The following is a 23640-nucleotide window of genomic DNA, read 5'->3' on the forward strand; positions in this document are numbered from 1 at the left end:
AAATAACAGCAATGACGCTAAAGTTTTATCTTGGCAACCTTTGTGCATTTTTGGGGCTCGCATTTGCTACACTATGGCGGCATAAATAGCACAACATTCAATTCAATGGAAAAAAAATGACAACCAAGCAACCTATTTCACTTTTTTATGATTCATTTGGCACTCCAGAGAACCCTGCCGTTGTATTAGTACCCGGTCTAGGCGGTCATAACATTAGTTGGACAACTGATTTTTGCCAACAAATCGCTGATGCGGGTTTCTATATCGTTCGAATTGATAACCGTGATGCAGGTTTATCTCCTCATATGGATCATTTTCCACCAATTAACCTAGGGGAATTGATTCAAAAAATGCAAACAGGCCAACCATTTGATATTGCATATACGTTATTCGAAATGGTGGATGATATTGTGCGTTTATTAGAGAGCTTATCAATTGATAAAACACATATTATTGGCCGTTCAATGGGTGGAATGATTGCCCAATTATTTGCAGCAAAATACCCTGAACGTACATTAACATTGTGCCCAATTATGTCTTCAACAGGGAACCCAAATTTACCGCAAAGTGCCCCTGATGTGATGCAAATGTTGATGAGTTCGGGTGCGAACCCCAATGAAGATTTCGAAGGTTATCTGGCTGGACAACTTGCGTTTTATCGTCGTATTAGCTCAAGTTGTTGCCCATTTGATGAAGCCTATTACCGCGATTATGTGCAGCAAGCGCTTTCGCGAAATTATTCACCGGAAGGTACTAAACGCCAAATTGTTGCAGTTGCTGTGACTGGGGATATGCGGCCATATCTGAGTCAAATCAATGTCCCAACATTGGTTATCCATGGCTCAATTGACCCGTTATTCCCGGTGGAGGCAGGTCAAGATATTGCAAATAGCATCTCAAACGCAAAAATAGCCATTATCGAAGGAATGGGACATGAAACGCCCCCTGCCATTAACCCGCAGGTTGCAAAATTAGTGATTGAAAATTTAAATTCGGTCAGCAACTAACTGAAAAAGGTGCTCTTGATAGCACCTTTTTTCTATAGCCACCCTTGTTTTTTATGCTGCGAGCATATTGGGCAGGTTTGCACGCCTTCTTCCCAAGAAAAAAACGGTAAATGACAGGTGTGGCATTTTGCATCATAGTAGTGAAATACGGTTGGCTCACTATGTTTGGCCGTGTGCCCATGAACGTGAATTGATTTTGGAAAACACACTACTTGGCAACTCATACACCCCGTACAGCGTTTTTCATCTAAAACAAACTGATTATCACCAATTTGTATCGCATTTTCATCGCACACCTTCGCGCATGCCCCACACAAAATGCAGCTTTCGCTATCGAGTTCTATCTGAAACCAACTGTCTTCTGGGTAAAATTGTTTCCGTGCATTGAGCCCTGTTTTTACCTGCCCTTTGTCCAGTGGTTTTTGGTCTAATTTTTGACGAAACAACATCATACGGCGCCCACTATCCACCACAGGGGGCTGCTCAATTCGCAGTTGCCAAACAGGCTCTTGCAGTGTTTTTAATTTAAGATTAAGTGCGGCTAAGGTGGGTAGCCATTTATCGACCAATGGCTCCGCAATTTGAATCCCTCGAATTTGGTATTGTTTATGCCAAACAATAAGCTCTTCCGTCGTTGCAACAGGTTCATCATGGTTGACCACTAAGTAACCCTGTTGATAGGTACGTTCATGTGGCGCAATATTTTCTATCGCATCAACTGGGCAAGAAAAAAGACAGTTGCCACACTGGAAACAAAGTTCATTATCAATTTTGGCATCCATGTGACTAAATGAGATAGCATTTACTGGGCAACTGGCTGCACAATTGTCACAAATACTGTTTTTAAGGCGCTTTCTCACACAGTTGCTATTAATGATGGGTTCAGGAGGAAGCTCTAGATTCATAAAACGTTTCATTACTTAGCCCTCCTTATATGGCAAACAATGACCGTAAAAATGTATGCGTGAAATTCATGGGAAATTTTAGCATTAAATAGACAGTAAGTTTACTGCAACTTACTGTCTATAAAGATGATTTAAACCAAACAATGTACTCAAAAACTGTAAAATGTTTATTACGGGGTTAATACAATAGTTCATGTAGATTCTAGGTTTGCAAATTACCCCATATGATTTAGGTAGCCTTTAACCAATTTTACGGGCTCCCATTTCACTGAAATATCACCATGATTGCTGTTAGCAATACTCTGCGTTTCATCTTGCATACGTAACGACGCTAATGTGTTCACTAAATACTCTAATTTTTGTGAAACACTGTCTGTATTCTCTTCAATATCCCATCGTTGATGAATAATTGTTGGGGCCTGTGTATTCGGGTATTGAAATATTTTAACTGTTCGTCCGTTTTCTGACTCATAAATATAGCGAGTGGCATTACTGATATGGTCAGGTGATTCTCGGGTTACATTATGTTTAAAATTGACCAAATAAACCGTATTCTCCCCGCCTAAACTATAGAGTGAATTCCAGCCTGGGAGATCACCATTTATAACAAATAAATTTTCACCGCTTTCATCGGTCATTAAACCGTTAACCCCATTTGAGATAAACACATCATCACCACCACCAGCGGATAAATTGGTATCACCCTGCGCTGCATATAAAACATTATTGCCTAAACTCCCATTAGGAATGGATATCAACCCCTTTTGGGCTTCTGCTTTAAATACTCGCCCATGTCCACTTGAATCCCAGACTTTTTGTTCTGCCCCTCTCGTATGAATAGCGTGATGGTATGGATTTGATTGTGGTGAAATGCGTATTGAACTTTCAGTCAAAGAAATTTCTTCTGGTAAGTTGTGGGTAAATTTAGATTTAAACTCATTAAAGGGATGATAAGGGATTAACGGGTTCATTCGTTTAGCATAATATTTTTGCTCTGCAAGATAGCGAACTAGATGGCTCATATTTTCATTAACATAATTTGGCATATGGTTTGGGAGTTGTTCATGATGGTGTATCTTCATTGAGCTCATTGTTCTTTCTTTAGGGATTCTTATTCTAACAGTACGCTGATTCGAATTAGATGTATAAATATGATATAAATTATTTTTAATCGTTCTAATTTCATAGTCCTGTTGAAAGTTCATTAAATAAATATTGCTAAAACCTTGACTGTCACAAATCGTGGTTTCTCCAATACCTTTATTTCCATCAATGATATAATAATCATCCCCTTCCATTCCATCTAATATATCATTGCCTAAATCTGAAAGTAACAAGTCGCTTTTAGCCCCTCCATACAAAGTATCATTCCCATCACCACCATATAAGGTGTTTTCACCATTAACGGCGATAATCTTATCATTACCATCTCCACCATTAATAATGTTACCTTGCCCACTCTCATCGAAGATCACATCATCGCCCACTAGAGAATCGACTATCTCTGTAGGAAATTTATAATGAGGTTGCAAGTGAATATAATCAGCGTCTTCAGTGGGGATTTTTTCATTGCCATTTTCTATGATTATGCTTGCACCGTTATAACCTAATTTAAATAATTTGTTTTTTTCATCGATTATTTTTATTTGATCAAAATTTATCGAATTATAATTGATAAATTCAATTTCTAATAGCCTATCTCCAAACTTATTTCCCAAATAAATTACTTTATTATCGACTTTAAGATCATAACCATTTATAGACGTAAATTTTATCGTTATACTACCATTTTTTGCATAAATCCCTTGCACTTCAGAGTAGTCAAAAACCAATTTCCCTGGGCTAAAATCATCTGTTATAACGTGGTAAATATCAGTGCCCTTGCTAACCATGACTTTATTATCCAAGTTGGACAAAACGATTTTTTCATTTTTATCACTGCCATGATAGACTAACCCAGCACTATTTTCTATAAAGCCTACACTTGCCCAACTACCTATTAAATAGCTATCATTATCTATTGCAATAATATTTTCATTAGTGTTGACATTGACCGTTGCTTTAAGTGTTCTGTCAGATAAATCAAATTTACGTTGATAATTAACGGTATAAATTCCCTGACCTAAGACCATTGGCTCACTATCATTTATATCATTAAGTTGACTAGTTAGTACAAAGCCATCACGTGTAATTAATTGATAGTCATGGTGTTTAATTCTACTTTCGACCGTACCAATATAGGCATTTTTAAGCGTTAGATTAAACTGAACATCCTGAGCTGCTTGGGTATTCTCTATTTTAAGAGTCACAACTATGTCATTATTAACAACAAAAACATTTTTTATTTCCTTTAATGAATAGCCTAAATAAACTGCACTTTTACCTTTTTTATTCTCAATTATTGTCGCAGAAAGAAAAATATCGTTTTCATCATCTTTTGAAATAGTTTTATTTACTGATTGACCATAGCGTCTTAAGAAGTATGTATCATCCCCTTCATCTCCTGTCACAATACCGGATTCAAAATATATTCTATCATAGCCAGCACCGCCACTCACAAAGCACTCTCCACCTCTTACATCAAGAATATTATTCTCTTCATTGCCGCACAATGAAAAGATAGAATTATATTGCCCATTCAATGTTACGTTATTTACATTTTTCAAATAGAGTTCATCTTCCTCTCCCCCATTAGTATAAATGCTCCCATTATTTATTTTAAGATCGATTTCAATCTGACTATACTCAGGGATGTCATTAATAATGATGCCATTTATCCCTTTACCACCATCAAAATACACCTTGTTTTTTGGATTATTAGGTTTCTCATTGTTAAAATATATACTAACAATATCGTCTTTATCTCCTCCTGCAAAAAACTTCATTCCACCATGAAAAATAAATGCATTCTTTGCGTTTTTCTTGCCAATTATAATATCTTTTCCTCGTCCAAAGTTTAGACTTATGTTTTTACTTCTTTCTATGGGTTCAAAGCTATAACCGAGATTATGCATTCCCTCAAAAACTATTTCTTTATTCTTTTTGCTAAGCTCCCTAAATATTTCATCAGGAGAGCTAATATACTCAGTCCCAATACTTAGCACCTCCTCATTAGGAGAAAAACTCGGATGAGATGTATTTGAATATTGATTCCTACTACGGAAGAAACGCAAATCTTCATTAGATAAAAACTTAAGCTGTTCAAATATACTAGCCTCCTTATGTGAATCATAATAGTTTTGCATACCTTCATTTATTAAAAATAAGTCAAAAAAATCACTAGCATAATTTTCATTCAATATGAGTATATCGTCAGTTTCATTTTTACCTATTTCTTTGTACGAAAATGGCGCTTCTTTATCAATCAAACTAAATCGCCAGTTAAAATTTAGATAGTTAATTTCTGTAGATGATGTTGATTTAACCCATCTGTGATTTCCTCCGTCATAGAAAAAATTATCTCGAATATAATTTACCTGTTCTATCGTATAGCATGGGCCGACTTCATCAACATCAATGTTACTGAGTATTGAACCTGAACTATCTCCGACAAAAACTTGAGACTGGATGACATTTTTGCTCGCCCAATATTTAATATAGTATTTATCATTAACATCGAGAATGGGTACTGAAATAAGCTGTAAATGCTCCTCAAACTCTTGATGTAATAGTGCACTTTTAAAAAGAACCAGATCACGTTGCCAATCTACATTCTTATAAAATTCAATATGCTGTTTCTGACTAAATCGGTTAAGAATATCATCTGAAGGTTTGAAGCCTAGAGCAGCTCGGATCCCTTCTTTTGCTTTTTCATCCCATTGAAGTGACTCTCCCAGCTCTTCTTCTATTTTTTCAACAGCGCGTATCCCCGTATAAATCATTCCCCCTATAAGTAGAGCGCCTGCAACAATTAAGCCAACAACAGGCAATGTAGATGAACCTATCAATATTCCAAGCACTGTAATACCACCAACAACGATATTAGCTATTGATAGCGACCCATTTACAATAAGATCTTGTCGATCCTTTGAGTTAGTAATGTTATCGAGCTGCCGAAATGCTTCACAGGCTTGGTAAACATCCAATCCCATACCTATTAAGTTAAATATTAATGTAATGCGTGCTGTAATTTTACCTGATGCATTAAATGACCCTGCCTGCTTATAAGCTAACTTAAGTAAAATTGGCTGTAACACCATATCACCATAATTAAAGAAAGCATTTGCACAAGCTAAATCAAGGTTCCTTTGTAACTCGGCCCTTTCTCGCTCTGTCAGATTTGGGTTGTCTAACTCATCGATTAGTTGATATACATTATTAATGGTGAGAAATATTCCTGTTCCCCCAATACCTTGACCGACGGAGTTAGCAACTCTATTGTAAATAGGTAACTTCATTCCTGTTTTTTGTAGTTTATGAATTGTCTCCTTAGAAATAGCAGATTCATTTATTTTCACATTATTAATAATCGAAAGTTGCTCTCTCAACAGCGCTTGATTTTGTATCGTCGTCCCATTAGAAATATAATTTTCATAATCTGATTCGCTTAAGCTATTTGCTAATATTGATGTTAATTCAATACATTCTGTCTCATTCTTTACCATTGCGAGCTTAACACTGAGCTTTTGCTCATCGAAATTGATATAATCTTGCCAATTTTTTTGTTGGGTATGCTTTGCATTTAAGGGGGCACCATTTATATTTGCCCCTATATCTCTAAGCTTTTTTAGTGTTGTGCGTTGCTCACCAAATATAATTTCAAAATCATCGATAACCGAAATTTCAACAGGCTTAAATAGGGAGTCTAGTTCTGTAGCTATTGTATCTCGTGCGCTTTTAAATTGAGCATTTTTAGTGTTTATAATTTGCACTTCACCATAGAGATTATCACCCACTTTACGATCAACCCCAGTTACTTCTTCTCTAGTAATAGATTTTCCATTATCCAACTCTACGTCTTGGTTAATAAATCGTGTAAATATGTCTAACAACTTTTCCTTCGCGATGGCTAAATCAGTATGACTAACTGTAATTTCAACACCTGCCGTATCAGATAGTGAAATATAAAATTGCCCATCACGGGTATAACTTACTATTGTATAAACTTCATTATCAGCTTGAAAATAAATGAATTGACCGTTTTTTATATTATTTATCATTACAGTATGCGTTTGACTATCAGTGTTTTCTGTCATCGACTCTAAAAAAACACTTTGTTTTTCGTATAACGCCCGATATTGGTCAAGTATAAACTTCTCGTCTAACGCCACTTCATTTATAGCATCTTTTCGCATTAAATTTTTTAATGACTCCAAGTGTTTTTTTATACTATTCCCCTCTTCGTCCAATGAATCATAATCACTTAGAATATATAAAAAATTAATACTATCATCATAAAAAATAGGCGGTTCTACTTTTTTCACTGTCGCTTTTGATTCGTTTTCCTTTATTATTTCCAATAATTTTATGAAGTTAATATTTTGTTTATTTTTCAAATCAGAAATGTATTTAAATTCCCCACCTAGTGATTTCCCACCACCATATGGCATTTTTATTTCAACATAACTCATTAAGAAGTTTTCTATATCTCTGTTATAATCCTCCAAATTCACTGGATCGTTAATTAGCTTAAGAACATCGGAGTGATTGAATCCTCCCTCTGCAGGAAATAATTCAGACAACCTGTTAATGGAAGGTTTACTTAAATAATTGATCCTTTCTGGTTGTAAGCTTAAAAATTTTAAAATTTCTTTTAGCTCTTTTGCTTGTTGCTTAACACTAACATTTGGCTCATCTTCAAAATTAGCATTCCACCTTTCAAAGCCCTCCTGTCCAGTTGACTCCCTAAAATATTGATTTATTTTTTTACTCACTATTGGGTCATAAATTGCAATATTAATTTTCCCATAATCAATGCTGCCATCTTCTAACGTAAAATAACCCTTTAAATAAGTATAGCGAGCTAAACTAACATCTTCTTTTTTAACATTATTTAATGCTATGTTTTCCAATAGAAACATAACCTTGCGTACATCATCAAAATACACTTCTAAATTAACATTTGAACTTATTCCCTTTTCTTTTAATCTTATTCCCAGCTGCTTTGTAAACTCAAACTTATCCTTTAAATCTAAAAATGCTTTTTTATCTGTTAAATAAATGGATATATTTTCAGGTTTTTTAAGTAGATACCTCTGCTTAGCAACATCAATTGAGTTAGCTAGATTCTGCATGAAGGAAGCTTCAGAACGAATGTTATCAATGATAACCCATTGCTGAGGTGATAATGTATCAAGACTTTCTATATCTCCATACTCAATAAAAAACTGCATTGTATTGGGGTTTATCTGAAACACGACGGTATTATTAGGGTTTGCAGATGCTAACTTTTCAGCATATATTTTCCCCGTTAACCCATTGCCTGACCGAAAAATAATAGTTAAACCTCCAGCTTGTTGGGTATTTGTATTATTTTTTTTACTCACATTTATCATTGGCCATAAAGGAGCCTCTACAATCCCCAAATGAGTGAGCTCTGCCACAAGCTCCTTTTTAAAGTTAGTCAGGTCACCAACAAGTTTTGAATTGAAAACGCCATATGCTCTCTCATTGTATGCAACTGTTTTTACTAGCTCAATATCAATATCATTCACATTCTCTCTAAATATATCTAACGCAGTTGACTTACTATCTTTTATAAGCTGCCATATCTCTAATTCGCCATTTCTCAGCTCATCGACAAAATATAAAGCTGCAATTTTATCATTAATAAAAACTTGTTGGTCATCAGGATTTATTCGTATTTCTAATCGATGTAGCTTTGTGGAAACCACTTCACTAGAAAAACCTGATGTACTAACTTTCTTCTTACCTATTTTCGTTATGGAAATTTCTCGATTATAACCAACAATAGGCACGTATATTCCGTGCTTAGCTAATTCAACTCCCATACGAAACGCAAAATTTTCACTCGGACCCCCGCGCCCTAATTCACACCCTGCCAATACAATTTTATCCGGCTGATGATTTTTTAATATATTTTTTTTTAAATACTTAACAGCATCAACAAACGCTTTTGAATCATAACCTTCAAAAAGTGTTTCTTGGTTTTTTCCTAGATACTTACCATGGCCTACCGTAATCCAGCGTATTTTCCCTTCGGGTTTGATATTAATATCACCATGAAGAACCTTCCATTGATGGCTACTTAAATCAAATTGCATTACGATGGTTTTATTATTGTATTTTTTAATTAATTTAGCGATTGAAGTCGCGACTGCTTTATCTTCACCGACTTGAATAATAATGTTATTTTCATATTGAGATTTATTTTCATTTTCAACCTCATCACCATTTATTTCCTTTAATAAATTAAATAAATCCATTGGATTAGTCCAAAAATCAATATTTATTGTTATTTTTGATTGTTCGCCTACTAAGGAATTATCACTTAAGATATGCTCTAGAGTACGTAAATCATTGCTATTGAATTCATTCAAATAAATATTATTTCCCATCATTTAAATCCTTTTTTTGTTTTATTAAGCAAATTTAACTTTAACAAAAAATAATTTACTCCTGTTTTTATTTTGAAACTTTAGGAATAAGTTTTACTACTTATTAAATATTTATTTAAATAACTAATTTGCTTTTACCACCTAACAGGAAATTTAAATAAAAAACCATCAAATTGATAAATTTTAGAAATATTTAAAGCTATACTATTCAGATTAAAGCTAACTGCCACAGTAGTACGATGGGCATCTAGTCCATGCTTCTTTCATTTCAACAAAGGCTTATATATGAATAATTTTGAGTTCTATAACCCGACACGCATTGTTTTTGGTGATGGAAAAATTAGTGAACTTGATCAATTAATCCCTAAAAATGCGAAAGTACTTATCTTATTTGGCGGTGAAAGCGCACGTAAAACCGGCACACTAGATGAAGTCGAACAGGCTTTAGGTTCACGACAATTCTCACTTTTTGGTGGGATAGAAGCCAATCCCCGTTATGAAACACTGATCAAAGCTGTTGATAAAATAGAAAAAGAAGGCTTTGATTTTTTACTGGCTGTTGGCGGTGGCTCCGTTATTGATGGCGTCAAATTTGTTGCCGCTGCGGTTAACTACTCTGGTGACAAATGGGAGGTCGTGACTAAGCGTGGGGCAACAATTCAAACTGCATTACCTTTTGGGACTGTGCTAACGCTACCAGCTACGGGTTCAGAAATGAACAAAGGCTCAGTGATTACACGCGAAGAGCTGCACTCTAAACTTGCTTTTATGAGTGACAAAGTTTTCCCTCAATTTTCAATTCTTGACCCAGTTAAAACTTATACTCTCCCACCTCGTCAGATCAGCAATGGCGTCGTTGATGCTTTCGTTCATGTTATTGAACAATACTTAACTTACCCAGTTAATGCCTACGTGCAAGATGCATTTGCAGAAGGTCTATTAAAAATCCTTATCGAAATTGGTCCCAAAGCACTCGAAACGCCCAAAGATTATGACATTCGAGCAAGTTTAATGTGGACAGCAACGTTAGCGCTAAATGGCTTAATCGGCGTAGGCGTTCCACAAGATTGGTCTACCCACATGTTAGGCCATGAAATTACTGTGCTTTATGGTTTAGATCACGCACAAACATTAGCAATTGTACTGCCAGCAATGTTGCTTGAGAAACTACCACAAAAACAAGCAAAATTGGCGCAATATGCTGAACGAGTATGGGGAATAACAACGGGAAGTGATCAGGAAAAGTCAATAAAAGCCATTGAACTAACTCGTGAATTTTTCGAAAGCATGAATGTAGGTACGCATTTCAGTGATTACCAACTTTCATCTGATGTTATTGAACCACTAATAAAAAGCTTAGAAGCCCACAATATGGTTACACTTGGTGAGCACCAAGATATAACCCTTGAAGTCAGCCGCCGTGTCTATACAGCTGCTCTATAAGTTCAATGCGGTTTACTTAAAAAGAAAGGTGTAGTGATGCATCTTTCTTTTTAAAAAACAATAATAAACAGCTTAAGCGCCCTACAAAATTTTTGGTGATTTATTCTCAGCATATAACGTTTAATACTGTTGAGCTGCTTTCATATTGCCATATATTCAATCGATAATGGCGGATTGATCTGCGCAAAATATTGTTTTCAATTTAGCGCATTATTACCCATTTCTCACCACGCTAATTTTATGTATTTTATTACAATATCTTTTAGTCGAAACAAAAAATTAACAATAATAAAATCCTAGGTTGTGAGTTATGTCAGTGAAATTTAGTATATCTAACAGCGCGTTACTTGCATCGTCATTACTCTTAACCATTGGACGAGGCGCAACGCTCCCCTTCATGGCCATTTATCTCACTCGAGAATACCAAATGGCAATTGATATTGTTGGTATTGCAATGTCATTAGCGATGGTTGTTGGGGTGTTATTTAGCATGCTTTTTGGCATGCTTGCTGATAGAGTCGATAAAAAAAGATGTATGCTACTTGCTGTCACAGCTTTTATTGGTGGTTTTATTGCAATTCCTCTTTCCACTAATGCCATCTTAGTGATTATATTTTTCTCTTTGATCAATTGCTCCTATTCTGTTTTCTCTACAGTACTGAAAGCTTACTTTGCAGATACTCTGACCCTCTCGTTAAAAGCTAAAATATTTTCCTTAAATTACACTTTTATCAACATAGGGTGGACGATTGGGCCGCCTATTGGTACTTGGCTGTTAATGTATAGCATCAATCTGCCCTTTTATTTAGCTGCAATCTCTGCTGCTTTTCCTATATTTTTTATTCAACGATTTGTGCAAAGCATAAAACCCGCACAATCACTGGATGGCAATAAGCGCCCATGGAACCCAGCGCTAATGCTACGCGACCCTGTCCTTGCTTGGTTTATCTTATCAACTTTCTTAGGATCATTGGTTTTTGGTACCTTTACAACCTGGATCTCTCAATATGTAATTACTGTAGCAAACAGTGATTTTGCACAAGTCGTCATCGGGGTGATACTCCCTGTAAATGCAATTGTGGTTGTAACACTGCAATACGCTGTTGGCAAACGGATCACTCCAGACAATTTGAAAAAACTAATGACGTTAGGAAGCTTATTTTTCTTACTCGGTTTAGCCACCTTTATGTTTGCGGCTGAAAACCTTTATATATGGGCGTTTGGTGCTTTTCTTTTTACGCTTGGAGAGCTTATTTACGCTCCAGGCGAATATATGTTGATTGATAGCATTGCACCAGAAGGCATGAAAGCCAGCTATTTTTCAGCTCAATCTTTAGGTTTATTGGGAGGTGCTTTTAACCCAATGATGACCGGTGTGATCTTAACTGAATTACCTGCTTATTTTATATTTATTATTTTGATGATAATTACGTTCTTCGCTTGGTTATCTATGCTTAATGGGATGAGATTACGGCAAAATCAGTTGCTTGAACGAGGGTAATTCCCTAGCAACATCCTGTTTATCACCAACAAGGATGTTGCTATTTCATTGCTACTTTTGTTTTTTTATCAACAACAGCGCAATGCTAAATAATAGGCTAATCAATATTGCGGAGACTAAAAACCGTCCACTGGCGGTCAGCCAAGAAAAGAGCGGGATCGCCAATAACAACACTAGATTATTAAAGCTTTCGGAAATTGATAGCACCAACCCCTTATTGTTAACACTTAATCTGGCAAGTACTGAAGTACTGATAGGTGAAATTAGGCCTAATAACACGCCAAATCCAAATAAACTAAAGCAATCACCTATTAACGCTAACCAACCACTAATAAACAAAATGATAGTAATAAACAAGAAAACGAGTATAGCTAACACCAGTGATAGCTCTGAAACTTTATATGATACAACTCTCGCGACAGCACTATTACCTAATATTAGTCCTATACCAAAAAGCCCCATTAAGCTGCCGATAGTTGCGCTATTAAGTTGATACCTACTTCGTAAAATTTCCCCTGCTAATAAAAATACGCAGACGGTAATACCATTCCAAATTCCCTTAGCAATAATAAACTGGCTCATCGCTTTTTGTTTATAAATCTTTAATGAACCTTGTTTTATCGTTGATGATTTAGAGGATGGTAAAACCTTCATTGATATAAACAGTACTAAAAGGCCACCTACCGCCATCAAGATAAATGGCATTTTCCAAGAAAAATACTGTGCCAGTCCACCCGCGATAATAGGCCCCGTGATGATACCCAGTGTCATTCCCAGCATGACATAGCCCATTGCGACCGCCTGTTTATTTTCATCTATTACATCTGAAATAAGCGCAAACGTAATAGGAACTAAAGCAGCAGAAGCAACGCCACCAAACACTCGTAAAATAAGTGCCATCAATAAGTTAGGTGCAAATGTTATTGCTATGCTATCGATTGAAATCAATAGCATAGCTGCGAGTAACATTTTCCGCTTGTCCATTTTATCCGAAAAAAATCCGATAATAGGTGCTGCCACTGCATACGATAGTGCATAAGCCGATATTAACCATGATATTTGTGATGTTTGTACATTAAACACATTCGCTAGCGGAAACATAATTGCAGAGAGCATAAATTCAGTAGCACCAACAAGATATACCGCCATTGCGAGTACAAAGAGTAAAAAACGATATAAAGTCATAACACTCCCTTTAAGGTTTTTAGTTAAGTATTAAGTAAGGCTACAGAGTCGAGCCATCGAAGTATTATTTAATTGTTACCAAATGAACGAAAAACGATTTAATAAGCTGGTTGTGCAACAAAAGGTATTTGGATATGAGGGATTAGGTGGATGCTCAGATGAATTGCAAAAATAGAAAACTTCAGGAGGTTTACCAATTAAACACTAAAATGAATATTGTTGCAATTGGGTATTAAAACTTAAATATTAATTAACTATTTTTTATCTTCTCCATCATGTCGTAGCCTTTTACTGGTGATCAATTAGCTTAAACATAACAAGCTAAGTATTAATAATGATTAAAAATAGGTTACCCGCTTTACTAATTCACAAATAGCCATCTTTAAATCAATAAAGTGAGCTATTTCCTGCCTTATAATGCGAAAACAATAACAAGATAGACGCTTTCACGGTTAATTATTAAACAATCGACATCCGTCAGTGAAATTAATAATTGTATTTAAGTGTTTTTAAGTTAAATCAAGGTGTGCAGACATGAGTATTATAACTCGATTAAAAATAGTTTCTTTCTTACAATTCTTCATCTGGGGCTCATGGCTTGTCACATTTGCTTCATATCTTTTTAATACGCTCCACTTTAAAGGCGGGGAAATAGGCTTAATATTCAGTACATTAGGCATATCCTCATTATGTTCCCCCATTATAATTGGGTTTATTGCAGATAAAATTAATAACAGAAAGTTAGTTTATGTTTCCACTCATTTTCTTTCTGCAATTTTTTTAATCGTCATGGCTCATAGTGATTCCATCACTCTTTTATTTATTGCTACATTAATTCACTTAATGTTTTACATGCCCACCATTTCAATCTGCAATAGCATTGTATTTGAAATGTTAGGTGCACAAAAATTAGATTCCGAGATTCATTTTCCTAAAATTAGAGTTTATGGAACAGTAGGTTTTATTGTCGCAATGTGGACAATTAGTTTATTAAAACTAGAAATGAGTTATTACCAGTTATACGTAGGGGCTGCCGCCTCTGTTGCTCTGGGCCTATTTTCTATATTCTTTATTACTACAAATAGTATAAAGGTTACAAAACCTGAAAAGTCTAATTTTAGCTGTCAAAATATCATTCTCCTTTTTAGAAAAGGAAGAGTGGCAGTATTTTTGTTCTTTGCTATGTTATTAGGCTCTGTATTACAAATAACCAACACATTTGGCGTTCCGTTCTTACAAGATATGGCATTAGCCCCTGAAGCCAAAGGCTCTATTTTCTCTGAGTACCCCACTATCTTCTTATCTATCTCACAATTTTCTGAAATTATCTTTATCTTATTACTGCCTATTTTATTAAAAAAATTCAAAATCGAAACTATATTACTTCTTAGTATGATTGCATGGATTTTGCGGTTAGGTTTATTTGCGTATGGTGATTTTACTGCCATAGGTACAATTGCCCTATTCCTATCCATGATTGTCTATGGTTGTGCATTTGATTTCTTTAACATCGCGGGTGCATTGTTTTTGGAAAAAGAAATTGCCCCCGAGTTTCGCTCTACGGCTCAAGGCGTTTTCACTACACTTGTTAATGGGTTTGGGACATTCTTAGGTGCGGTATTATGTGGTTGGGTGATTGAGCTTAATACCATTAATGGCGTTGTCGACTGGAAAACTTTCTGGATAGTCTTTACTGGATATACGGCTGGTTTTACACTTTTATATCTGATTTATATGTTAATCGCTAAAAACCGTAAGGCACAAGCCGCCAACTAGTTAATCATCTTTAATCCCCCTATTTTACATAAAGTTAAATCATAGGGGGAATGCCTGATTACACACTTGTGACCTTTAATGCCTCTCCCAAAATTTTAATTGCATTACGCCTTCTTGCAATTAAAGGTAACGCATAGTTCACCCTCAAATGGTTGGAAAAACAGTCGCCTGTAGAAAAATGTTCCCCTGTTAATACCGTAACTTTATTGCGATGCAAAATATCTCGTAATTTACGGTTATCCACGGGTAAATGCTCGACCCAAAGAGAGAAACCACCTTGAGGCCTAGATATTCGAGTATTTGTAGGAAAATGCGTTTCCACTAATTCCTTATACTGGCACTGAAGTTCACTATAATGTTGGCGCATTCGGCGCAAATGCAAAAAATAATGCCCTTCCTTTAGAAAATTAGCCATTACTTGCTGCATGAAGATTTCACCTGAGCAATGGGATAAATATTTTAAGTGTAAAACTTTTTCTTTATATTTACCTGGAATTATCCACCCAGTACGTGTGCCTGGTGCGACCGTTTTGGAAAATGAACTGCATAAAATTACGTGCCCGTTTCTGTCTAAGGACTGGATTGTGGATGGCCGAGGATACTGATATGCCAAGCCCGCCAAACAATCATTTTCAATGACTGTTCCTTGATACTTTTCAACAATTTCGAGTAAACGTTGCTTATGATTATCGGGCATAATGCAACCCATCGGGTTATTACAGGTTGGTGTTACCACCACGGCTTTAACGTTCCAACACTCGAAAGCCTCTTCAAGCCTTTCAAGATTTATACCCGTTTCAGGATCAATAGGAATCTCAATTATTTTTCTTCCTAAGCCATACAACGTCTGTAATAGCCCTGGAAAAGTGGGCGATTCTACCGCAACAACATCATTTCCATGTGTACAAGCTTGTAAGGCTATAGATAAAGACTGATGACCACTCGTTGTCGTGACAATATCATCGGGTGTAAAAAGATGGCGATCATCCGAGATTAAATGAATTTGCTCTCGAAGAGCTGCAAGCCCTTGTAAACTATCATATTCAAGTGTCAATGATTGTTTTCTGCGCGTTACCATTGTCATTTCTTGCCATAAAGGCTCTAAACTTTTATCTTCAATATTTGGTACAGCACAAGACAAAGATGTCACGCCTTCTCGCTCTGCAACACGCAAAAAATCCATAGTTGGATTCCATTGTGCGATTTGAACGGGTTTTTGAATATAATTCGCGACTTTCGGTAATAAAGCTTCCGTTTTTTCGGGGATGACAAAGTACCCTGATTTAGGTACCGCATAAATGAGCTGTAACCTTTCAAGTTCACGATAAGCAAGTTGCGCCGTGGTAATACTGACATCATGAGCCCTTCCAATCTCCCTCACTGATGGTAGCTTCTCACCATTAAGAAACTCTCCCTGCTTAATTTTTTCTTGCAACATTTGCGCAATTTGTTTGTACAGTAACACAGTAAAACCCTTTTCATTTTCCCCGTAAGGATAATGTAATACAAAAGTTAGTGCTTTTGATCTGTATTTTGCAAAAAAACATATCTGTCACTTTTTTATATATTTCTCCCATGCAATTCTTAATAAAAATGAGAATGACATTAGGATGACTTATGGAATATGAAAAAAACGTAAGGGGTAAACTATACCCAAAATTTATCTTTTTACAGCCAATCTTGTGGTTATTTAAAAAGCTCAATATGTTTATCAAAAAAAAACGGTATGAAAAATATAAAGGACAAAAAATCTAACCCAACCATTACTCATATAAAAAAACTTATCATTTCATTGATTTTTAAAGGGTATGTAATGGGATTTGCACATATTAATAAATAAAATTTTTGTTGAACTTTTATCAGTTTTTATATTTTTGATGAACAACCATATGAGATAAATAAGTAAAACTTAAAACCAAAAATCAGGAGGAAATATTAATTAATGATTTATTAAGTTATTCCTTAATAAATTCACATAATAGTTTTATATCTTAACCCAATTATTCGTTAGGTTTGGCTAAGCAGCCTTGTGCCTCTTTTAATAATAAGGCCTGCTTACGGTCTATACCCCAGCGATAACCAGACAGCTCACCATTATTTCTCACCACTCGGTGGCAAGGGATAGCCACCGCTAGCATATTTGCACCACATGCACTTGCTACCGCTCTAACCGCTTTAGGGTTACCTATTTTTTCTGCTATTTCACGATAACTCACCGTTTTTCCGACAGGAATATCACGCAAGGCTTGCCACACACGCTGTTGAAATGCAGTTCCTTGAATATCAAGCGGTAAATTAAAGCCAATCTCAGGTGCCTCAATAAAACCAACGACATCAGCAATGAGTTGCTCAAAATGACCATCACCACCAATCAACTCAGCATTTGGAAACTTGTCTTGCAAATCATTGAGTAATTTTTCTGGATCGTCCCCAAGTAAAATTGCACATACACCTATAGGACTTTGTGCAACTAATACCGTCCCTAATGAGCACAAAGCAAGTGCGAAATAAATTTTGCTCCCATTTCCTCCTGACTTCCAAGCTCTAGGCGTCATTCCTAATCGCTGTGTTGATGTTTCATAAAAACGGCTATTTGATTGATACCCCGCATCATAAATTGCATCTGTAATACGTTCTTGCTCTTGCAGTTGTACCTGCAATTTTTTATGCCGAAAAGCATCAGCATACGCTTTTGGTGTTAAACCCGTTTGCGATTTAAATAAGCGATGAAAATGGTAACGGCTGATCCCAACATGATCTGCCAATTCAACCAGCGTTAATGCTTGGTTATTTTGCTCAATATAACGGCAAGCTTTTTCTATTTTTTGTTTATAAAATTGTGTTAACTGGGCCGCCTCTGTGCGATGTCGTTTCCCTTGACGATAACCTTGTGCAATCGCTTGGGCTTCATTATCAAAAAATTCAATATTTTCACGTTTAGGTAAACGACCAGCGGTTGATGGGTGGTTATAAATGCGTGAGGTTTTTACACCATAAACAAAATGACCATCCGCCATTTTATTTCTTTCGACAACAGCTTGCCAACGCTGCTCTGCTGTTTTCCATACGTTTTTCGTCGTCATGATATAGCCCTTTTTAAATTTAATAACACCATTATCGCGAATACGTTACGTAAAGAATCTCCGCAGATTGCTTTTTAATTATGACATCAACTGATTATTGTCGGCATCACTTTTAATGCCCGGATGGGTGACTGGATAATAACCCCTAATTGAATAGCAAAGAAAAAAACGGCGGCCCATAAACAATATTCTACACCACATAATGCAGCAATAATTGCGGCTATGGCTGAGCCTAATGGCCTAGCGCCAAACGAAGTTGTTAACATTAGCGCGGAAACACGGCCAATCAGTACGTTAGGAGTCACCGACTGGCGTAATGAAACTGTAGAAATAGTCCAAATAATTGGCCCTGCACCAAATAAAAAATAGGCTACACAAACTAAATAAAATGATGCGTTCCAGAGACTAAGTAGTAACGTTATCGCACCCAATAAACCGCAAACCGGCCCAAATATCACTAAAATCCCATAGCTAAACTGCAAAGATAAGTAACGCAGACCAAGTGCGCCAACAATCATTCCTATTCCATAAACTGAAATCGAAATACCGATTTGCTGAGCTGAAAGCTGTAATACCGTCACTGCATATGCCGTAAAAACACCCTGAATAATAAACCATGCTGTATTAAAAAATAACGCGGTCAATAGTATAGGTTTCAAATATGGGTTGTGGAAAATATAGTCAGCCCCTTCTTTCAATTGCTTTAATATAGATGTGGAAACTGGCGTTCCCTTTTGCTCTTTAGGCAATTGAAAAATTAAAACTAAAGCAATCATCGATAAAATAATGGCGAAGCTATAAGCAAATGACGCTCCAATATAGCCAACCAATACACCACCTAACGCAGGTCCTGCCGTATAAGATAAACTTCGAGCAAGTTCAACCCAGCGATTTGCATTAACTAATTGGTCGCGGGAGATCACTGCGGGAATATAGGTTGAAGTCGCAACGCTGTAGATTACAGTGCCAACAGCGCCAATAAATCCAAATAAAATTAATAATCCGAATGAAAGTAACTCTGTAAATAACAGTGAAAAAATTATACCTAAAACAGCGATACGTATCGCTTCAGAGTATATCATTAGGTTACGAGCACTATATCTATCCGCAACAATCCCAATAAATGGCGACACGATAAGAAAAGGCAATGTCTGCAACATTTGCAGCCAAGCAGTATCACTGGCAGATGCATTGAGGATCAGTACAGCAACGAGAGGTGTTACAGCTAAGGCAATTTGCTCTGACATTTGAGCAAATAAATTTGAATAAGCAACTTTGCTAAAAATTTTACCTGAATTCATGTTTGGCCTTTCTTACCTGTTGAAGATTTCCTTCTACATTAAAGAAAGGCCTTATATTTTGACTTTCCGTTTATTGCTTTTCAATTAGCCACAAACAATTTCAGTCTCTACTTTCGTATCAGATTTTTTGCGGAAAATAACCATAATGACCGCAATACCTAAAACAGCAACAAGCGTACCCATAAAGCTAATCATTGAATAGCTATAACCATAAGATAACACCGCACCACCAATAGCCGCACCGATAGCATTACCTAAATTAAAAGCACCAATATTGACAGAAGAAGCCAGTGCCTGCGCGCCTGTTGCCGCATTCATCACTAAAATTTGTATTGGCGGAACAATACCAAAGCTAAAAATACTCCAGAATAATAAACCAAACCCTGCACCTACTGCATTAGTCGCTATAAATGGGAATATTGCCATACTTAATGCTAGCATTGAGAAAAAGATGATTAACGTGCCAAATAATGATTTATCCGCAAATAAGCCACCAAGATAATTACCAATAGTAAAACCAACGCCAATAATCACTAACATGACGGTAATCATTTGGTCAGATGCATTGATGAAATTCATCAGCATCGGCGTAATATAGGTATATAGGGTAAACATGGCACTTGCCCCTAATACTGTTGATAACATGCCTAACATGACCTGTGGGCGACGTAAAATACGCAATTCATTTTTAACATTAACATCTCGCCCTTGCAGGTTATTAGGCAACGCCCAAATTAAACTCACAATGGTTAATAACCCAAGTGCCGCAATTAAATAAAATGCTTCACGCCATCCTACGACTTGAGTTAATTTGGTCATGAGTGGAACACCACCAATATTGGCAATAGTTAATCCCATAAACATGGCTGCAATTGCGCTTGCTTGCTTACTAGGTGGCACAACACTGGCCGCCACAATGGCACCTAAACCGAAAAATGCACCATGGTTTAAACTGGTAATAAAACGTGAAATTGATAAAGTCACTAAATCTGGCGACATTGCGGAAAGTAAATTTCCTACCGTAAAAATAGACATTAAGAATACCAATGCTACCTTCGGTTTTCTCTTTACCAGTAATAATGTCATGATCGGCGCTCCAATCATCACACCAAGTGCATAAATAACAACGATTGTTCCCACTGATGGAATATCAACCTGAATATTATCAGCAATATAGGGTAACATGCCCATTGGGGAAAATTCAGTTGCTCCAATGGCGAAAGCCCCGATCGCTAATGCCAGCAGTGCAGTGTTAATTCTCATTTTTTCAGCCTTATTGAAATAAATTATTAACATTTCTTAATGGCCTGAATTTTTCCACATTGAACGCCAATGAAAAAGACGTTAAGGTGAAAATAACTTTTGCTGGAAATGCAATAATGAAAATAACTTTTGAAGAACTTCAAGCTTTTATCAGTGTCGTTGACTGCGGTTCTATAACTTCAGCCGCAGAGCAATTAAACATGACCATTTCAACGGTAAGCCGTGCACTGCTTCGGCTTGAAGAAAAAATGGACACGACATTGCTTTATCGAACAACACGTTCAATCAAGCTTAGTGATGAAGGTGCTGCATTTTTGCAAAAAGCGCGAGAGATTGTTGATCTTGCTCACGAAGCAGAAGAAATGCTATCTGCCCGCCAAGCCATTCCTTCTGGCAAGTTGCGTATTGATGCATCAACCCCATTTTTGACACACGTTATTGCCCCACTGATCCCATTATTTCATGAACGTTATCCGCAAGTTGAACTTGAAATTCATAATTATGAGGGAGTGACAAGTTTATTAGAAAATAGAATTGATGTGGCTTTTCGCATTGGCGTACTCAAAGACTCATCACTCAATGCCACCTTATTAGGTTTTAGTCAAAAACGATTAGTGGCTAGCCCTGCTTACTTAGCGAAATATGGAACTCCACAAAATATTAACGAATTAAAAAAACATTGTTTACTGGGTTTTACTCAACCAGATTCCCTAAATATTTGGCCCGTAAAAAATACGAGTGACGATTTACTTAAAATCAAACCCAATATTACGGGAGCAAGTGGCGAAGTCTTATTTCACCTCGCTGTGCAAGGCGCTGGGATTTTATGCTCAGCCGATTTTGTCACCATGGATGCATTTGCAAGTGGTCAATTAGTGCAAGTTTTAGAAAAAGAAACTATCGTTATTCGTCAGCCCATTAATGCTGTTTATTACCGAAACCAAACGGTATCACCTCGCTTACGGTGTTTTATCGATTTTATAAAAAAATATTCAACCAAAATAGAGCCACTCTAGCTTTTTCCTGCCTTTAATTTCACTCCTTTCTTAAATTCTGTCAGTGTTATTCCAGTATGCCGTTTAAAATAACGGCATAAATACGAGGTATCCTCGAAATTCACTTCATTAGCTATTTCTTTTATTGATAATTCACCGACCTCTAGTAATGCTTTTATTTCTAAAACAACTTGCCTATCAATTAATGCTTTTGGTGGATCATTAAAAAAACCTTGGCTAATTTTTGATAAGTAAAATGACGATATTGATAATTTTTCAGCGTAAAATTTAACCTCTTTATGCTGTTTACAATGCCGTGTGATCAAGTCCCAAAAACGCCAACAAAGTTGCTCTTGCCGGTTGCGTTTTTCAGGTTTAGCTAAAATATTCTTAGCATCATTACTGATTTCCAGAAACAAATTTTGCAAATGGTTTTTCAATTGTAACTGCCAATGTTCCCCACGTTCAATCGCTATTGAGAACATGATTTTTTTCCAATAATCAAATAGCTCATGTTTTTCTGTAGGGATTTCAATAACGGGATGGTCATTAAAAAATGCAAATAATTGTTGAGGTAATGAATAAGCAATAGAGGTAGCGAGTTTTTTATCAATTAACAAATATTCAAGGTTAAAACACCGTGATTTTGCTTGCAGCATGGCAAAAGTATCATCATATAAAACAATCAGGTCATTTTTTCGTACCCGATGTTGCCTAAAATTAATATTGAAAATCGCGCAGCCTTGCAAACATATACACACCGCTACGTATGATGAAGACAATTGTTTTTTCTGTATTTTATCCATATTAGTCACTCCAATACGGATCGCTTCTGGAATATCAACCAAATGTGTTTGTATGCTTAACATCACGTTTTTCCTTCTTGATAAACACATCCTAATCTACCACAGTTGTCATAAGTACCTAAAATGGACAATTTCACCTCTTAAATATTACCCATTAATACCTAAAATACACGCATTAGTGACTTCCATCATTGAGAGGAAAACAGATGGTACTTTATACAGAACGACTAATTTTACGCCCGTGGCAAGAAACAGATGCTGAGGATTTATATTTTTATGCAAAAGACGAAAGAATAGGCCCAATTGCTGGCTGGCCTGCTCACCAAAGCGTTGAAGAAAGTCGCATGATTATTAAGGAGATTTTCATGCGCGACGAGATTTATGCCGTGACATTAAAAGAAGACAATCGCGCAATTGGCCTAATCGGACTCTCTTTATGCCACGAAAGTAATTTCCCGATTGGTGATAATGATGCTGAAGTCAGCTATTGGATAGGCGTACCATTTTGGGGCAAAGGATTAATTCCTGAATCTATTAAAGAAATTATTCGTCATGGATTTGTAGATCTAAAACTAGATAATTTATGGTGTGGCTATTTTCAAGGTAATGAACAATCAAAAATTGCACAAGAAAAGTGTAGTTTTAAATATTACAAAACTTTGGAACCACAATTCATTGAGTTGATAGGTGAGACAAAAACTGAAGAAATAAGCCGACTCACAAAGCAAGAATGGATTTCATTGCAGTAATTCTGAAGAAAATTAAGGCCATCTCATTGATGGCCTTAATCATTTTTTTGTCACAATGCATTTCTAATACGAACAAACATATTCTACCACTTACCAATTAATGCTATGA

The 23640-nt window shown here is 36.2% G+C and carries 14 protein-coding genes; 6 read left to right on the plus strand and 8 right to left on the minus strand.

The window, feature by feature from the left end:
- Nucleotides 1–116 precede the first annotated feature (116 nt).
- Complete coding sequence (locus tag AC4IFT_RS01895; RefSeq protein WP_490732712.1) at nucleotides 117–1007, plus strand: alpha/beta fold hydrolase; 891 nt, start codon at nucleotides 117–119, stop codon at nucleotides 1005–1007.
- 32 nt (nucleotides 1008–1039) lie between these two features.
- Here the strand turns inward: AC4IFT_RS01895 and AC4IFT_RS01900 are convergent, their stop codons facing one another.
- Together AC4IFT_RS01900 and AC4IFT_RS01905 are read right to left on the minus strand one after the other, a co-directional pair.
- Nucleotides 1040–1924, minus strand: a complete 885-nt coding sequence (locus AC4IFT_RS01900; protein ID WP_490750494.1) for an ATP-binding protein — start codon at nucleotides 1922–1924, stop codon at nucleotides 1040–1042.
- Between the two features lie 203 nt (nucleotides 1925–2127).
- Nucleotides 2128–9432, minus strand: coding sequence for a C80 family cysteine peptidase (locus AC4IFT_RS01905; protein ID WP_490750495.1), 7305 nt, complete (start codon nucleotides 9430–9432; stop codon nucleotides 2128–2130).
- A 282-nt stretch (nucleotides 9433–9714) separates the two neighbouring features.
- Here AC4IFT_RS01905 and AC4IFT_RS01910 point away from each other — a divergent pair, with 282 nt between their 5' ends.
- On the plus strand, nucleotides 9715–10872 hold the full coding sequence (locus AC4IFT_RS01910) for an iron-containing alcohol dehydrogenase (protein ID WP_490732706.1): 1158 nt from the start codon (nucleotides 9715–9717) through the stop codon (nucleotides 10870–10872).
- Between the two features lie 310 nt (nucleotides 10873–11182).
- Nucleotides 11183–12373, plus strand: coding sequence for an efflux MFS transporter YdeE (gene ydeE / locus AC4IFT_RS01915; RefSeq protein ID WP_490732704.1), 1191 nt, complete (start codon nucleotides 11183–11185; stop codon nucleotides 12371–12373).
- Between the two features lie 51 nt (nucleotides 12374–12424).
- Here the strand turns inward: ydeE and AC4IFT_RS01920 are convergent, their stop codons facing one another.
- Nucleotides 12425–13558 carry an MFS transporter gene (locus AC4IFT_RS01920; RefSeq protein ID WP_490732702.1) on the minus strand — a complete coding sequence of 378 codons (1134 nt, stop codon included), beginning with the start codon at nucleotides 13556–13558 and terminating at the stop codon, nucleotides 12425–12427.
- Nucleotides 13559–14092: 534 nt separating this feature from the next.
- Between AC4IFT_RS01920 and AC4IFT_RS01925 the strand changes: the two genes are divergently transcribed.
- Complete coding sequence (locus tag AC4IFT_RS01925; RefSeq protein ID WP_490732700.1) at nucleotides 14093–15334, plus strand: MFS transporter; 1242 nt, start codon at nucleotides 14093–14095, stop codon at nucleotides 15332–15334.
- Between the two features lie 58 nt (nucleotides 15335–15392).
- Here the strand turns inward: AC4IFT_RS01925 and AC4IFT_RS01930 are convergent, their stop codons facing one another.
- From AC4IFT_RS01930 to AC4IFT_RS01945, 4 genes are all read right to left on the minus strand, one after another.
- A complete protein-coding gene (locus AC4IFT_RS01930; protein ID WP_490732698.1) occupies nucleotides 15393–16799 on the minus strand; it encodes an aminotransferase-like domain-containing protein in 1407 nt (468 codons plus the stop codon).
- A 535-nt stretch (nucleotides 16800–17334) separates the two neighbouring features.
- Complete coding sequence (gene ada, locus AC4IFT_RS01935) at nucleotides 17335–18417, minus strand: bifunctional DNA-binding transcriptional regulator/O6-methylguanine-DNA methyltransferase Ada (RefSeq protein WP_490732696.1); 1083 nt, start codon at nucleotides 18415–18417, stop codon at nucleotides 17335–17337.
- Nucleotides 18418–18503: 86 nt separating this feature from the next.
- Entirely contained in the window at nucleotides 18504–19718 is a 1215-nt protein-coding gene (locus AC4IFT_RS01940; protein ID WP_490750496.1) for an MFS transporter, read from the minus strand.
- 84 nt (nucleotides 19719–19802) lie between these two features.
- Nucleotides 19803–20981: an MFS transporter gene (locus AC4IFT_RS01945; RefSeq protein ID WP_490732692.1), complete on the minus strand. Its 1179-nt coding sequence runs from the start codon at nucleotides 20979–20981 to the stop codon at nucleotides 19803–19805.
- Nucleotides 20982–21097: 116 nt separating this feature from the next.
- Between AC4IFT_RS01945 and AC4IFT_RS01950 the strand changes: the two genes are divergently transcribed.
- The gene (locus AC4IFT_RS01950; RefSeq protein ID WP_490750497.1) at nucleotides 21098–21997 is read left to right on the plus strand and encodes a LysR substrate-binding domain-containing protein; all 900 of its coding nucleotides are present in this window, start codon (nucleotides 21098–21100) and stop codon (nucleotides 21995–21997) included.
- On the opposite strand, the gene AC4IFT_RS01955 is transcribed toward AC4IFT_RS01950, so the two are convergent.
- On the minus strand, nucleotides 21994–22845 hold the full coding sequence (locus tag AC4IFT_RS01955) for an AraC family transcriptional regulator (protein ID WP_490750498.1): 852 nt from the start codon (nucleotides 22843–22845) through the stop codon (nucleotides 21994–21996). The two genes, AC4IFT_RS01950 and AC4IFT_RS01955, sit on opposite strands and share 4 nt — an antisense overlap.
- 143 nt (nucleotides 22846–22988) lie before the next feature.
- On the opposite strand from AC4IFT_RS01955, the gene AC4IFT_RS01960 reads away from it, so the two are divergent.
- Entirely contained in the window at nucleotides 22989–23531 is a 543-nt protein-coding gene (locus AC4IFT_RS01960; protein WP_490750499.1) for a GNAT family N-acetyltransferase, read from the plus strand.
- Nucleotides 23532–23640 lie beyond the last annotated feature (109 nt).

This window comes from Providencia sp. UF-183, from assembly GCF_058246155.1.